The following is a 13,592-nucleotide window of genomic DNA, read 5'->3' on the forward strand; positions in this document are numbered from 1 at the left end:
CCGGTCGGGGGTTTTCTTTTGCGCACCATTTTGTAGGAGCCGGCTTGCTGGCGATCCAGGCCCTGTACGCCTGGCAGAGCTACTACTGCATTGATATCGAATCGCGCTTTTCGTGCTGCGAGCGGCTTCAAGCTCATGAAGTGCATTCTTTGCGCGATTTCATGCAGAAACCGTTGGTTGACGAGAATAACGGCAAGGTCGTTTCGATTTCCCTCCGAGGCAAAACGGTCAGCACAAGCAACCAATATGCGCGCATGTCAGTGATTGCCGATTACCTCGACTTCCTCGCGGGTCAGCTTCAAACGCCATCTACGCAGGGCAGTGAAAATATCAAGCGAATGGCTTATGCGCCAATAGTGGAATGGACGGGGGCTTCCCTGAAAACAAGCTATGCTTCCTCCGTCAGCGCAGGGATGGAGGCGAACAGGTGAACTTCCAAAATATCACCCTTACTTCGGAAGCATGTACGGAACTCACTCGTAGTATCAGGACTGCCACCACCAGTAAGCCTAGAGGCTGGTGCGTTCGGGTGATCCTATTGGCCTCCCAAGGCTGCTCGCGGGTTGAAATAGCCCAAGTGGCCGGGTTTTCACTACGTTCAGTAACACGATGGTGCAACAGTTTCCAAGAACAAAAATTGGCGGGCTTGATCGATAAACAGGAACGCTGGCATACGATGTTGTTACCATCGGATGCACTAAGTGGAGTGCTTGAGAAGGTAGTTCAACCACGTATCGGACAGCATTGCTGGAGTTGGCGAAGCATGGCGCGAGTCGCTGACATGTCACCGGCCAGCGTCCAGCATATATGGGCTGCCACCTACGTAAAACCCCATCTGACACGTACCTTCAAACTGTCCAACGATACAAACCTTGAAGAAAAATTCTGGGATGTCATTGGGCTGTATCCCGATTCGCCGGATAAGACCTCGGTGATCTGTTGCGATGCAAGAATCCAGGTTCATGCCCTTGAGTGTACTCCGTTAGGACTAACTCTGAGCATCGATCATATCCGCAYACAATCGCACGATTATCTTCAGAGATGCTTGATCAGTTGCATCGAACGCCAACACCGGTATCAAAAGTGGCTGGAGCGATGCAAATTTTTCCACATGCATTTCGCTCAAACGTCCAGTTCGCGGATGAGAGTGGAGCGTTTTTTTCGTGACATAACCCTGTATCTATGTACTGGCGGCGTCGACTCGATTCATAAACTTACGGGTAAGAATCCATGCAATTTATGAGATATTTATCTGTAGGGATATTAAATACTTTTACACGCTGGTTAGTCTTTTTTGTTTTTTATTTCTTGCTCGCGAGCTATCAAATTATTTGCAACGTCTCTGCTTTTTTTGTGGCAGTCACAGTGAGTTTTTTTATTAATTCCAAATGGATATTTAAAAAGGAGGCTACTGGGTGGAGATATTTTCTATATGCCGGATTCATGGGGGGAATAGCTACTAGCATTGGAGCCATATCCAATATAGTAAATCTGAATCCAGTATTCACACTAATGTTGTTTTCTTTCACAGGCTTGGCTGTTGGCTTTGTTTACTCAAGGTTTTTTGTATTCGGAGAGCAGACTCCATGAGAATATCTTTAGTAGTTCCAATCTACAATGAACAAGAGGCGCTGCCTATTTTTTATGAATGTATAAGAGGGCGGAATGACCTAAGCAATTATGATATTGAAATAGTTTTTGTTAACGATGGAAGCAGTGATGGAAGTGCAAATATTATTTATGGATTTATGAAAAATGACGCTCTGGTTAAGCTGGTAGAATTCACGAGGAATTTCGGAAAAGAACCTGCACTTTTTGCTGGTCTTGAGTGTTCATCGGGAGAAGCCGTTATCCCAATTGATGTTGACTTACAAGATCCTATCGAAGTAGTGAGTCGACTGATTGAAAAATGGCTGGATGGTGCTAGTGTTGTCTTGGCCAAACGTATTGATAGACATAGTGACACCATGCTTAAAAGAAAAAGCGCTGAGTGGTTTTATAAGCTTCACAATAAAATAAGCCAGCTTAAGATAGAAGAAAACGTCGGGGATTTTCGATTATTATCACGTCAGGTCGTTGATAACATTTTACTGCTACCCGAAAGAAACCTATTCATGAAAGATATTTTATCATGGGTAGGCGGAAAAACTGAGGTCGTAGAATATTGTAGGCCTGAGCGTGTCGCGGGAAAAAGCAAGTTTAACGGATGGAAATTGTGGAATCTAGCAATAGAAGGGATCACTAGCTGCTCAACTGTCCCTTTGAGGGTTTGGACATACATAGGATTTGGCGTTGCCTTGTTTGCGTTTTTATATGCAGTATGGATGATCTTAGATAAGGTTTTTTTTGGAAATCAAGTTCCTGGATATCCTTCATTGATGACGGTAATATTATTTATAGGTGGAGTCCAGCTGATTGGTATCGGTGTATTAGGAGAATATATAGGAAGAATATATACAGAGGTCAAAGGAAGGCCAAAATACATAAAAAAATAAATTTACAGTGCATAAAATCGAAGCCAGCAGGAGCGCACGCTGACACGCATGCAAGCAGTAAAGAGTCTAAGAGCTGGAGGTTCAGATGGATCAGGATGTGAGGTGATTCACGCAGTGATGACTAGACTGCTTTATGCGTCGATCAGAAAATGCATGACATCTATAACATAGGGAACCCCGATGAAAAATCAGCTAACCGCTGTTGCATACAAGGTAAGCCCAGAACTAAGTAGGATAATAATTTTTACGTGCGTAGGGCTCTTAGTGTTCATGGCTTTTGATTTTCAATACCCATCCCTTTTCAGAACAAAAAAGGCTCTAACTGACTTTGATGTATTTTATATCTCAGGAAAAATGTTTTGGGATGGTGCCCTCAATCAAGCCTACCACTATAAAAATCTTTTTGAAGCACAACAAAAACTCTATGGGGCAAGCACCTTTATGGTGTGGTCATACCCGCCACAATTTAATTTCATCACTGCGGCGCTAGCAGTGCTCCCGGCCGGATTGGCATACTTTACGTTTACCGGACTGACGTTTGCATCATACCTGCTCACAATCAAGTCAATATCCTCAGGCTATTTTGGTAGCGTTATTTTGGCAATCTTCCCCGCCATAATCTTAAATATAAGATCAGGTCAAAATGGTTTCCTTACAGGCACAATTGTCGGGTTGTTTTTTTTGGCCTTTATGAAGCGTAAAGCTGTAGCAGGACTGCCTCTAGGGCTGATGATTATAAAGCCACATCTCGCTGTTGGTATAGCGGTACTTTCTTTGATCAGTAAAAGATGGTCAACCTTGGGAGTCGCACTCCTGACGGTCACACTGACCTTAATAGCGTCTACGATTGTATTTGGGCCAAGTATATGGCTTGCGTTTGCTGAAGGAATGAAGGATACAAGCCGCCTCTTAGCACTTGGGGCTTACCCATTATTCCGGATGACATCGATTTACGCCACGCTTCACGAATTCGGAGTTCCTTCTACAATCGCATTGATCATACAGCTTTTAACAGCAGTTGCAGCGTGTTCGACAATAGCGATATCTTATATCAAGCTAAAAAACCCAAGGCATATAGTTGGGATAACCGCTACGGCCTCGCTATACATAAGCCCTTACAGTTTCGACTACGACTTAACACTATTAGGGATCTCTGCCGCAGCACTACTGCCATATATCGCAAGCCGAGCAAAACCTATCGAAATATTTGTATTATTTTTTTTATCGTGGGCTGCCTGTGGGTGGGGGTTGGTGCAGTCTACACTGATAGGAGATAAATATACCAATATAGAAACCACCCATACTGATCCAGTCTATGCACTTTCCAGCATAGCACTCATCCTATTGACCATGCTCACCCTGCACATACTTTTAAGAGGGCGGTTGCAGGAGCTGAGTGCAACACGGCTATTGAATTGAAGCAGGAGTCTCATGTTGCAAACCCATGACTCTCCGAGACTGAACACCTAGTGACAACATCTAAAGCGAAGCCAGTGATCTGGCTTCGCTTTTTTGTGGGCGCTGTTAACTGGATAAAGCGGTCACGTTGGCCCGTGCCGAGTGCAGCTTCTTGTAGCTATCGATCAACCGCAGGTGCCTGTCGAGCCCCTCCAGTTTCATGCTGGTCGGCGTCAAGCCATGGAAACGCACGCTGCCGTCCACCGATCCGATTGCTGCGTCGGTGCGCTCGTTGCCAAACATCCGGCGGAAATTGGCCTCGTAGTCTTCCAGTTCCAGGTCTTCGTCCAGCTTCATTTCCAGCACCACATTGACGGCCTGGTAGAACAAGCCACGCTCAACCGTGTTGTCGTTGTACTGCAGGAACATTTCTACCGCCTCTTTCGCCTCTTCAAATTGCTGCAAGGCGAGATAAATCAGCAGCTTCAACTCCAGGATCGTCAGCTGACCCCAAGCCGCATTGTCGTCAAATTCGATGCCGATCAAGGAGGTGATGTCGGTGTAGTCGTCCAGCTCACTTTCCACCAGACGTTCAACCAGCGCTTGCAGTTCTTCTTCGTCCAGGCGATGCAGGTTCAGGATATCGGCGCGGAAGAACAGCGCTTTGTTGGTGTTATCCCAGATCAGATCGTCCGCGGGATAGATTTCCGAATAGTCCGGCACCAGGATGCGGCATGCCGTTGCGCCGATATGCTCGTAGACCGCCATGTACACTTCTTTGCCCATGCCTTTGAGGATGCCGAACAAGGTCGCGGCTTCCTCGGCATTCGAGTTTTCACCCTGGCCGGAGAAGTCCCACTCCACGAATTCGTAGTCCGATTTGGCACTGAAGAAGCGCCACGACACCACGCCGCTGGAGTCGATAAAGTGCTCCACGAAGTTGTTCGGCTCGGTCACCGCATGCCCTTCAAAAGTCGGCTGGGGCAGGTCGTTGAGGCCTTCGAAACTACGACCCTGCAACAATTCGGTCAGGCTGCGTTCCAGCGCCACTTCCAGGCTTGGGTGTGCACCGAACGAGGCGAACACACCGCCGGTACGCGGGTTCATCAGCGTGACGCACATCACCGGGAATTCACCGCCCAGGGACGCATCCTTCACCAACACGGGGAACCCTTGCTCTTCCAGCGCCTGAATACCGGCGAGTATGCCGGGGTACTTCGCCAGCACATCGGCCGGCACATCCGGCAGTGCAAATTCTCCTTCGATGATTTCGCGTTTTACCGCGCGCTCGAAGATCTCCGACAGGCACTGCACCTGGGCTTCGGCCAGCGTGTTACCGGCACTCATGCCGTTGCTCAGGAACAGGTTTTCAATCAGGTTGGACGGGAAATACACCACCTCGCCGTCCGACTGGCGCACGTACGGCAGCGAGCAGATGCCGCGCTCTTCATTGCCAGAGTTGGTATCGATCAGATGGGAGCCACGCAGCTCACCGTCGCGGTTGTAAATCTTCAGGCAGTACTCGTCGAGAATTTCAGTTGGCAGTGCATCTTTACGGCCAGGCTTGAACCAGCGTTCGTCCGGGTAATGCACAAACGGCGCGTTGGCGATGTCTTCGCCCCAGAACTGGTCGTTGTAGAAGAAATTACAGTTCAGACGCTCGATAAACTCGCCCAGCGCCGACGCCAGCGCGCCTTCCTTGGTCGTACCCTTACCGTTGGTAAAGCACATCGGCGAATGCGCATCGCGGATGTGCAGCGACCACACATTGGGCACGATATTGCGCCACGAAGCGATTTCAATCTTCATACCCAGGTCCGCCAGAATGGCCGACATGTTGGCGATGGTTTGCTCCAGCGGCAGATCCTTGCCCGCGATATAGGTGTGCGCCTCTGAGTTAGAAGCAGGCATCAACAACGCTTGGGCATCGGCGTCGAGGTTTTCGACCTCTTCGATCACAAACTCAGGCCCGGCTTGCACCACTTTTTTCACGGTGCAACGGTCGATGGAACGCAGGATGCCTTGGCGGTCCTTGTCGGAGATGTCCGCCGGCAACTCGACCTGAATCTTGAAAATCTGGTTGTAGCGGTTTTCCGGATCAACAATGTTGTTCTGCGACAGGCGGATGTTTTCGGTGGGAATACTGCGAGTGTCGCAGTACAACTTCACGAAATAAGCCGCACACAACGCCGATGAAGCCAGAAAGTAGTCGAACGGACCCGGTGCCGAACCATCACCCTTGTAGCGGATAGGTTGATCGGCCACCACCGTGAAGTCATCGAACTTTGCTTCAAGCCGAAGGTTGTCGAGAAAGTTGACCTTGATTTCCATGGGTGATTACCAGAATAACGGGCTAGACGAATTGGCCGCCATTATCCGGCTTTTCAGGCGTATGTCTTGTCGTTGTCTGGTTATGAACCTGTTTCACCCTAACGCCCGATGCACGGTACCGGGCGTTTTTCGTGAGGGATGTATTGCTCAGTCGAGTATCAGGTGCGGTAAAAACCGGCTCGAATCCTTGGTGATCAAACTGTTGTCTTCCCGCACGCCAATACCGGCTGCTTGATCGCCAATCACCCAAGAGCCAATCAGCGTATAGCTGTCGCCAAATTTAGGCAGCGGCGCGAATTCCTGAAGGATAAACGGCGCATCGGTGTAGGGCCCGTCCTCTTTCACGATCAGGCCATCGGCGGTTTGCAGCTCGATGTTGGCGCCTTCCCGGGAGAAGAACGGTTTGCGCACCCAACCCTTGGGCACCGCTTTATTCGGATCAGTATCCAGGTGCGCCGCGAGCAGGTTCGGGTGACCTTTGTTGAACTCCCACAGCAACGGCAGGATGCCTTTGTTGGAAATGATGGACTTCCAGGCCGGTTCGAAAAACTGCGTATCACTTTGGGCAATTGCAGCGCCGAAGGGCTCGTGGAAGATGAATTCCCAAGCGTGCAGTTTGAACAGATGAGGAATCCAGCGATCCTCAAGATCGACGAAGCGTCCATCACTGGTCAGGCCGATGTCTTCAATATCGATATGCCGTGATTCGATGCCGACCTTCTCCGCGACCAGCCGCAGGTAATCGGTGGTGCCTTTGTCTTCGACCGAGTGTTTCATCGAGGCGAAATAGAACGGTTGCTTGAGCTGCAACTGAGCAAAGGCTTGATGCAGCTTGGTGTCGATGCTGTTGAACTGGTCAGCCTGTTTGGGCAGCAAACCACGTTCGATGCATTGCTCCAGCCAGCCCCATTGAAACGCAGCGGCCTCATACAGGCTGGTCGGCGTGTCGTAGTTGAGTTCCAGCAATTTGGCCGGCCCGGTGCCGTTGTAGGAGAAATCCATGCGTCCATACAGGTGCGGGTGGCCTTCGAGCCATGAGGTGCGAATCATGTCGTAGAACGCCGCGGGAATACTCAGGCGCTCCAGCAACTCCTCGTTCTGCACCACACGGGCCACCAGGTCCATGCACATTTCATGGATCTCGGTGGTCGGGTCTTCCAGATCGTTCTCGATTTGCTTGAGCGTGAACTGGTAATACGCGCTCTCGTCCCAATAGGGTTCGCCGTCGATGGTGTGGAACAGAAAACCGAGACCTTCGGCGGTTTGTTTCCAGTCATGACGCTCTGCGCAATGGATCTTCTTCATGGCCCGGTTTCCTTAACTGCTCGACCCGCCGCCCCAGCCGCTGCGTGCACTGGCTTTGCTGCCGAAGCCGCCACGCGACGTCGACGAAGCAACGGAAACCGGCTTGCTGGCCGATTTGCTGATGGAATTGGTGTAGCTGCCGCCGTACTTTGCCTGGTTGGACCGGTTAAACGTTGAACCGTTGGCAATGCGCTGGTTGAGCGTTGAAGTGCCGTAGTTACCGCGATTATCGCGGTAGCGGTAGACCGGCTGGGAGTAATAGCTGTTGCGGTTGTTGCTCAGCATGTTGCCGATCAATAGTCCGGTCAGCAGGCTGCTGGTGGAGAAGCCCGAACCGCCGGTGTTGGCTTCCGAGGCCGGCAGTTGCGCCTTGGCGGCGTCCACCTGGGCTTGCGTCACCTGGCCATCGGCTGTCAGCTCGAAGCCGCCGAGCTTGGGGATGAACTTGCCGGCCGAATCCTGCTGGCACCAGTCGGCGACAAAGTCGGCATCGCAATCAGCCTGGTTGTCATACACCGGCGCAATACGGCGATGTTCGGCCATGGCGGTCATGTAGGCGTCCGAGCAGACGTCCACCGGGAGTTTTTCATCGGCGCATTGCTGAACGGACTGAAAGTTGTACTGCTTCTGCACCGGGTAGGTTTTTTCCGTTGGCCCGCAACCGGATATCGCCATGGCGACCGATGCTGCCAGCGAGAGCTGAACGTACTTGCTTCGTTTCATCGGGGGCTCCGCTGCACAATCAATTCTGGGAAGGGGTCATGCACGCGGCATTCAACATGCCGACGCTGATGGCCACTGCCGCGACATAGATACCCGCTGCAATCTCACCTTTTTTAATGCGTTCCGAGGTGCCTTTCAGTACAAGGCTGGTCATCAGGAACGCCAGCAGTTGTACAAACGCAGCGATCACCGCCCAGACGACGAAGTCGAGGAGGCTGATCGAATAGGCAATCACATTGCTGGCCGGAATGGCGAAGCCGATGATGGCGCCACCCAGTGCAATCGCGGCCGCCACGTTGCCTGAACGGATCAGTTCGAACTCCTTGTGCGGTGTGATGCGGGTGTAGATGAACTGGAACAGCGCGAACAGCACGGCGGCGCCGAGAATGTACGAAACAAACCCGAGCACGGCCGCCGGGTTCAGGGAAATGGAGAGTGCTTCTAGCATGGACGTCTTCCTTGTTAAAAAATGTTCAGGTCAGTGGTGTACAGCGAGATGCCCAGCGACGTGCTCAAACTGATGGTGCCTTCGGCGTCTTCTTCTACGGAAAACAGCAGGAATTCCCGGCGATCGGTCAGGCCGGTTTCGCGGGCGTACAGCATCGAACGGTGCTCGATGCTGTAGGACTCATCCGGATTTTTCAGCTGTTCGCTTAGCGCCACCAATTCTGTCTGGCCATTCTCGGTGCCCCATTCGCGGGTGTATTCGACACCGTTGTGGATGTAAGTCGGCAGCCCGATCGGACTTTGCGGACCGGCCAGCCGATGCAACTCCGCTTCACTGCTGATAGTGATGTAGCTGAGGTAATTGAACAGGATCACCGACTCTACCTGTCCGGCGATAGCGCCGGTGGTGTGCACTTGCAGCCAGTAGTCTTCATCGTTCATGTAATAGCGCGAGAGCCAGGTCGACTGCCCGAGATCGACGGTGCCGGCGCTCCAGATCTGTTGGGAGCCCGGGATCGTCACCGTGGTGTTGCCGTCGAGCAACAACCTCAGGCTGGTGTCGAACATCACGCCCTTGCCCAATGCCAGGCCCAGCGGGCCGGTGACAGGCGGCGTGTCGTTGGCGGTCCATTTCGACTGGGTGTTTGTGCCCGTGTTCGGAGCCTCAAGCCCCATCAACTGTTTAAACCATCCCATTGGAAATTTCCTTGAGGCGAGTGGAGGCGATGTAAAAGAGTTCACCGCCCTCAACGCGTGTGGCGCTGGGCGGGTTGATCGAAGGTTGTTGCGCACCTTTGGCGCGATAACCGATGAGGGTGGCGTTATGGCGTTCTTTCATCTGCGTGTACAGATCGCCAAAGGTGGCCTGATACGTCTCGGGCAGTTTCATCAGGTATTGGGTGGCGCCTTCACCCACGCACAGCAGCTCATTGATAACCATTGACGACCCCGGGTCCTGAGAGGCACGCACCAACATCTCGATGGCCATGCTTGAGGTGCATTCCAGGCTGGGGGCGTAGGCGCTGGCGAGTGCGGCGATTTCACTTTCATTGAAGTGTGCGACCACATGCCCGACGGGTTTCAGTTGATTGACCGCCAGCACTGTGGCCAGGGTCAAATCGTCTGACGGGGTTCGCACCAGCACACGCTCGGCACCCGGAACACCGGCGCGCAGTAACAACGCCGCAGAGGACAGGCTTTCACCTTTGATGAGCTCTGCCTTGCCCGGCATGGGGTTTTCTTCAAGGGTGCAATCGCAAATCACGATCAGGTTGTCGTTGGAGGTTTCGTCCTGCAACAACAATTCAATGACTCGCTCACTGGATGCGCCTTCCCAGCCGATGAGAACGGTATGGCCGACCTTGCCGGTGAAATCGCCTTTGCCCTTCATGCCTTTTCTCCATGCATCGATGACACTGCTGGTGGTTTTGCCGATGGCCGCTGTTAGCAGCGCAATGCCGCCGAGCATGATCCAGGTCGCCACGAAAATTCGTCCGGCTGATGTCTGTGGTGTGAGATCGCCATAGCCGACGGTCAGCGTGGTGGTGAGATAGAAGTAGGTAAACGTGGCGGGGGCGGTGAGGTGGTGTTCGCCCAGAAACATCAGGCCCAGCCAGGCCGTGGACAGATGCACGCCTAACGCAATCACCAGGCCTGCCCACCCAAATCGGTGGAAGAGGGACGAGGCGTACATGCGCATTAACAGAAAAATCGACATGGGGTCCCTGACTCAGTGGGCTACTCGTTCCTGGCGATCGCATCGCTTCGGTTCCGAGAGCTCAATTGCGCCTACCGGGCGGCATTAAATCTGCCGCGTGGCGTTGATAAAAGTACTTTGGCTGCAATGAATCCGGCGAATGCCCCGAACAGATGGCCTTCGAATGAAATGCCCCGCCGAGGTAAAAAGCCAAAGACCAGGCCGCCATACAACAGGGCGACGAGGCCCGCCGTGATCACATTGCCCCAGCTCTTCTGGAACCAGGCGCGCGACAGAATGTACGTCCACAGCCCGAAAACCCAGCCGCTGGCGCCAATGTGTACGCCTTTAAAGCCGAACAGCCAGACCAGCGAGCCGCCCAACAAAATAATGATGGCACTGACGGCCATGAACCGATTGAGCCCTTCGATCATCACCAACGTACCCAGGACCAAAAAGGCCACCAGGTTGGCGCTCAGGTGCGAGAAGGACGCGTGTAAAAAAGGTGAAGTGGCGATGCCAAACAGTCCATTCACGGTTCTCGGAATCAGGCCGAATGCCATAAGGCTGTAGCCGGTCGCGGCATTGATCACTTGCAGCGCGACCATGAAGATGGCCAGGCCGGCGATTATCTTGAAACCTTTCAGGGCATCCATCCGTGACCTCGACTCGAGAAAAAACTGAAACGCAATCCATTGTGGGAGCGAGCCGGCTCGCGAAGAGGGCGTGTCAGTCAACATCAATGTCGCGTGACAAACCGCCTTCGCGAGCAGGCTCGCTCCTACAGGTTATGCATCCGGCACCTGAGTCGATTACTCGGCCGATTTTTGCTTCAGGCGTTCCAGAATCGCGTTGGCGCTGCCTTCGTTCGGCGTGATGCCGGCTTCGCGCAGTTTGCGCTCCAGGTCGTTGCCGGTCGATGCGTCGGCCAGTTCGTCCTGCGCTTGCAGTTCTGCGGCGCGTTGCTGCTGCTTGGCCTGCAAACGGTTCAGTGTACCGACGGCGGTTTCCAGCTTGCCGTTGGCGCCGCCGCTGGCGATGGATGCGCTGACCTGGGCTTTCTGTACGCTATCGCGCGCCTTGGCCATGTCTACTTGCTGGCGCAGGCTTTTGATGCGGGCTTCGGCCTTGGTGATGTCTTTGCGCATGCTGTCCGCGTAACCACCGAATTCGCTGGCCTGCTTTTGCTCGACGTCGAGTTCGTTGGTCAGGGTCGAAATCGCTTCGGCCACTTCCATCGCCAGGTCTTCGCGGTTGGCCTGGATCGCGGCCATGGCCTTGGATTCCAGGTCCTTGATTTTGGCGTTGTACTCGCTGACGCGGTCAGCCGACAGTTTGTGCTTGGCCATGATGGTGACCAGCTCACGCTTGGCGTTGGCCAGCGCGCTGTCTGCATCGCGAATTTCCTGGTCGAGGATGCGCAGGGCCTGTTGGTCGACGATCGATTCGCCCACTTCGGTGGCGCCGCCGCGCAACGCGGTGAACAACTTGCTCCAGATGGACTGAGTCATTGAATATTCCTTTCCTGATAATTACTTGAAGAAGCGTTCGAAGGCTTCGATGGCACGCTGGACGTTATCGACGAGGGTTTTTACCTCGGTCACCACGTTGGTCAGGCTGGAGCCGGAACTCAGCGCGCCGAACATGTTGTAAACGACTTGGCCGTTGGGCATGGACTCGATACCGATCGAGGACAGCGGGAACATTTCCCGGCTGCGCAGCACGGCATCGTTGAAGGCCGGCACGTCGTTGATGGACTCGATGTCGACAAGAACGGTGTCGACGATGATCTGATCGCCAACCACCGCGATGTAAATCGGCAAGCCACCGAAATCGTTCATTTCCAGCTTGATGCTGGACTCGGAGCCTTGAACAAGGGAAAGGGTGATGTCGTTCGAAACCACTTCGTCGAGGGCCTTCAGGGCATTGAAGAGGCTATCGATGTTCCAGTTGTTGCTTGCGCTCATGTAATTCTCCGACATGAATGAGCCAGCCAGAATCGGTTGGCGTAGCTGTTGTTCCATCTGCTTGAGCAAGCTTCGGTTTTCCGGAAGCACCCAAGTTTCGTGTTTCACATAGCCGGCGGCTGCCAGGCCTGCACGCATCTGCTTCATGTAGAAGCTTGATGGTTTTTTCACGGACGGTTTCGAACGCTCTCCCTTGGGGCTCTTTGATGTAACAGCAGGCTCGCGAGGCGGGTCTGACGGGGAGCGGCTTTTCATGGGGTGACTCCGTTGTGAACATCTCACGCGTGAGCAACCCTACAACCAAAGAAGTACACCTTCAACGGCTCACGCGTGAGATTTTGTTACCGCATGCGAAAAGGCCCGCAGCAAGACGGGCCTGTAGTATTTCAAGGTGTTTCTCAGCCTTTGGCGAAGGCCAGCATGTCCGCATTCACCTGTTCTTTATGGGTGTCCGTCAGTCCATGCGGTGCCCCTGGATACACAATCAGTTGGGCATGTTCGATCAGCCGCTTACTCTCCAGCCCCGCGGCCTGAATCGGCACAATCTGATCGTCATCGCCATGGATGATCAAAGTCGGGACATCAAACTTCTTCAGGTCTTCACGGAAATCGGTTTCCGAGAAGGCCTTGATGCTGTCCAGAGTGTTCTTGTGACCGCCCATCATGCCTTGCATCCAGAACGAGTCGATCAACCCTTGCGATGACGTGGCGCCAGGACGGTTGAAGCCGAAGAACGGGCCGCTGGCGACGTTCTTGTAGAGTTGTGAGCGGTCAGCGATGGAAGCGGCGCGAATACCGTCAAACACCTCGATCGGCAGGCCTTTGGGGTTGGTGTCGGTTTTCAGCATCAGTGGCGGCACCGCGGAAATCAGCCCGGCCTTGGCCAGACGTTGAGTACCGTGGCGACCGATGTAGCGAGCGACTTCGCCGCCACCTGTCGAGAAGCCAAAAAGGATCACGTCCTTCAGGTCCAGGTGTTCGATCAGCTCCGCCAGGTCATCGGCGTAATGATCCATGTCGTTGCCGTCCCACGGCTGGCTCGACCGGCCATGGCCCCGACGATCATGCGCGATGGCACGGAAACCGTTGTTGGCGAAGTGCAGCATCTGCGATTCCCAACTGTCGGCGCTCAAGGGCCAACCGTGGCTGAACACCACCGGTTGTCCACTGCCCCAGTCCTTGTAATAAAGCGTGTTGCCTTCGCGAGTCGTCAGAGTAGCCATGTCGATG

Annotated in this window: 14 protein-coding genes and 1 pseudogene; 5 read left to right on the top strand and 10 right to left on the bottom strand. The window is 53.3% G+C overall.

Going from position 1 to position 13,592, the window contains the following annotated elements:
- Positions 1-44: 44 nt before the first annotated feature.
- The 5 genes and pseudogenes from AC1DWM_RS21695 to AC1DWM_RS21715 all read left to right on the top strand — a co-directional run bounded on the left by AC1DWM_RS21695 (position 45) and on the right by AC1DWM_RS21715 (position 3,914).
- Positions 45-431, top strand: coding sequence for a hypothetical protein (locus AC1DWM_RS21695; protein ID WP_452628336.1), 387 nt, complete (start codon positions 45-47; stop codon positions 429-431).
- A pseudogene (locus AC1DWM_RS21700) lies at positions 428-1,216 on the top strand (helix-turn-helix domain-containing protein); the annotation flags it as partial. The gene AC1DWM_RS21695 and the pseudogene AC1DWM_RS21700, both read left to right, overlap by 4 nt.
- Before the next feature lie 23 nt (positions 1,217-1,239).
- A complete protein-coding gene (locus AC1DWM_RS21705) occupies positions 1,240-1,590 on the top strand; it encodes a GtrA family protein (protein WP_477796079.1) in 351 nt (116 codons plus the stop codon).
- On the top strand, positions 1,587-2,495 hold the full coding sequence (locus AC1DWM_RS21710; protein ID WP_477796068.1) for a glycosyltransferase family 2 protein: 909 nt from the start codon (positions 1,587-1,589) through the stop codon (positions 2,493-2,495). The genes AC1DWM_RS21705 and AC1DWM_RS21710 overlap by 4 nt, the downstream gene beginning before the upstream one ends.
- A gap of 180 nt (positions 2,496-2,675) precedes the next feature.
- A complete protein-coding gene (locus AC1DWM_RS21715) occupies positions 2,676-3,914 on the top strand; it encodes a glycosyltransferase family 87 protein (RefSeq protein WP_477796069.1) in 1,239 nt (412 codons plus the stop codon).
- A 105-nt stretch (positions 3,915-4,019) separates the two neighbouring features.
- Here the strand turns inward: AC1DWM_RS21715 and AC1DWM_RS21720 are convergent, their stop codons facing one another.
- The 10 genes from AC1DWM_RS21720 to AC1DWM_RS21765 form a co-directional block, all read right to left on the bottom strand.
- Positions 4,020-6,224: an OsmC domain/YcaO domain-containing protein gene (locus AC1DWM_RS21720; RefSeq protein WP_477796070.1), complete on the bottom strand. Its 2,205-nt coding sequence runs from the start codon at positions 6,222-6,224 to the stop codon at positions 4,020-4,022.
- 147 nt (positions 6,225-6,371) lie between these two features.
- Positions 6,372-7,529 (bottom strand): glutathionylspermidine synthase family protein, encoded by a 1,158-nt coding sequence (locus AC1DWM_RS21725; protein WP_223521839.1) that lies wholly within the window; start codon positions 7,527-7,529, stop codon positions 6,372-6,374.
- Between the two features lie 12 nt (positions 7,530-7,541).
- A complete protein-coding gene (locus AC1DWM_RS21730; RefSeq protein WP_477796071.1) occupies positions 7,542-8,252 on the bottom strand; it encodes a DUF1190 domain-containing protein in 711 nt (236 codons plus the stop codon).
- A 19-nt stretch (positions 8,253-8,271) separates the two neighbouring features.
- Positions 8,272-8,700, bottom strand: a complete 429-nt coding sequence (locus AC1DWM_RS21735) for a DUF350 domain-containing protein (protein WP_027924370.1) — start codon at positions 8,698-8,700, stop codon at positions 8,272-8,274.
- A 14-nt stretch (positions 8,701-8,714) separates the two neighbouring features.
- A complete protein-coding gene (locus AC1DWM_RS21740; RefSeq protein WP_477796072.1) occupies positions 8,715-9,395 on the bottom strand; it encodes a DUF2491 family protein in 681 nt (226 codons plus the stop codon).
- The gene (locus tag AC1DWM_RS21745; protein WP_223521845.1) at positions 9,382-10,416 is read right to left on the bottom strand and encodes an ion channel; all 1,035 of its coding nucleotides are present in this window, start codon (positions 10,414-10,416) and stop codon (positions 9,382-9,384) included. The genes AC1DWM_RS21740 and AC1DWM_RS21745 overlap by 14 nt, the downstream gene beginning before the upstream one ends.
- Before the next feature lie 71 nt (positions 10,417-10,487).
- Positions 10,488-11,051 (bottom strand): rhomboid family intramembrane serine protease, encoded by a 564-nt coding sequence (locus tag AC1DWM_RS21750; protein WP_223521846.1) that lies wholly within the window; start codon positions 11,049-11,051, stop codon positions 10,488-10,490.
- A gap of 156 nt (positions 11,052-11,207) precedes the next feature.
- The gene (locus AC1DWM_RS21755) at positions 11,208-11,906 is read right to left on the bottom strand and encodes a PspA/IM30 family protein (RefSeq protein ID WP_223521848.1); all 699 of its coding nucleotides are present in this window, start codon (positions 11,904-11,906) and stop codon (positions 11,208-11,210) included.
- Between the two features lie 21 nt (positions 11,907-11,927).
- Positions 11,928-12,617 carry a YjfI family protein gene (locus tag AC1DWM_RS21760; protein WP_477796073.1) on the bottom strand — a complete coding sequence of 230 codons (690 nt, stop codon included), beginning with the start codon at positions 12,615-12,617 and terminating at the stop codon, positions 11,928-11,930.
- Positions 12,618-12,760: 143 nt separating this feature from the next.
- Positions 12,761-13,585 (bottom strand): alpha/beta fold hydrolase, encoded by an 825-nt coding sequence (locus AC1DWM_RS21765; protein WP_477796074.1) that lies wholly within the window; start codon positions 13,583-13,585, stop codon positions 12,761-12,763.
- Positions 13,586-13,592: the final 7 nt, after the last annotated feature.

This window comes from Pseudomonas sp. P4_C8, from assembly GCF_056401975.1.

Coding starts and splice junctions, on each gene's coding strand:
- AC1DWM_RS21705 (WP_477796079.1), top strand. CDS start 1,240: ATGAGATATTTATCTGTAGGGATATTAAATACTTTTACACGCTGGTTA.
- AC1DWM_RS21710 (WP_477796068.1), top strand. CDS start 1,587: ATGAGAATATCTTTAGTAGTTCCAATCTACAATGAACAAGAGGCGCTG.
- AC1DWM_RS21715 (WP_477796069.1), top strand. CDS start 2,676: ATGAAAAATCAGCTAACCGCTGTTGCATACAAGGTAAGCCCAGAACTA.
- AC1DWM_RS21720 (WP_477796070.1), bottom strand. CDS start 6,224: ATGGAAATCAAGGTCAACTTTCTCGACAACCTTCGGCTTGAAGCAAAG.
- AC1DWM_RS21725 (WP_223521839.1), bottom strand. CDS start 7,529: ATGAAGAAGATCCATTGCGCAGAGCGTCATGACTGGAAACAAACCGCC.
- AC1DWM_RS21730 (WP_477796071.1), bottom strand. CDS start 8,252: ATGAAACGAAGCAAGTACGTTCAGCTCTCGCTGGCAGCATCGGTCGCC.
- AC1DWM_RS21735 (WP_027924370.1), bottom strand. CDS start 8,700: ATGCTAGAAGCACTCTCCATTTCCCTGAACCCGGCGGCCGTGCTCGGG.
- AC1DWM_RS21740 (WP_477796072.1), bottom strand. CDS start 9,395: ATGGGATGGTTTAAACAGTTGATGGGGCTTGAGGCTCCGAACACGGGC.
- AC1DWM_RS21745 (WP_223521845.1), bottom strand. CDS start 10,416: ATGTCGATTTTTCTGTTAATGCGCATGTACGCCTCGTCCCTCTTCCAC.
- AC1DWM_RS21750 (WP_223521846.1), bottom strand. CDS start 11,051: ATGGATGCCCTGAAAGGTTTCAAGATAATCGCCGGCCTGGCCATCTTC.
- AC1DWM_RS21755 (WP_223521848.1), bottom strand. CDS start 11,906: ATGACTCAGTCCATCTGGAGCAAGTTGTTCACCGCGTTGCGCGGCGGC.
- AC1DWM_RS21760 (WP_477796073.1), bottom strand. CDS start 12,617: ATGAAAAGCCGCTCCCCGTCAGACCCGCCTCGCGAGCCTGCTGTTACA.
- AC1DWM_RS21765 (WP_477796074.1), bottom strand. CDS start 13,585: ATGGCTACTCTGACGACTCGCGAAGGCAACACGCTTTATTACAAGGAC.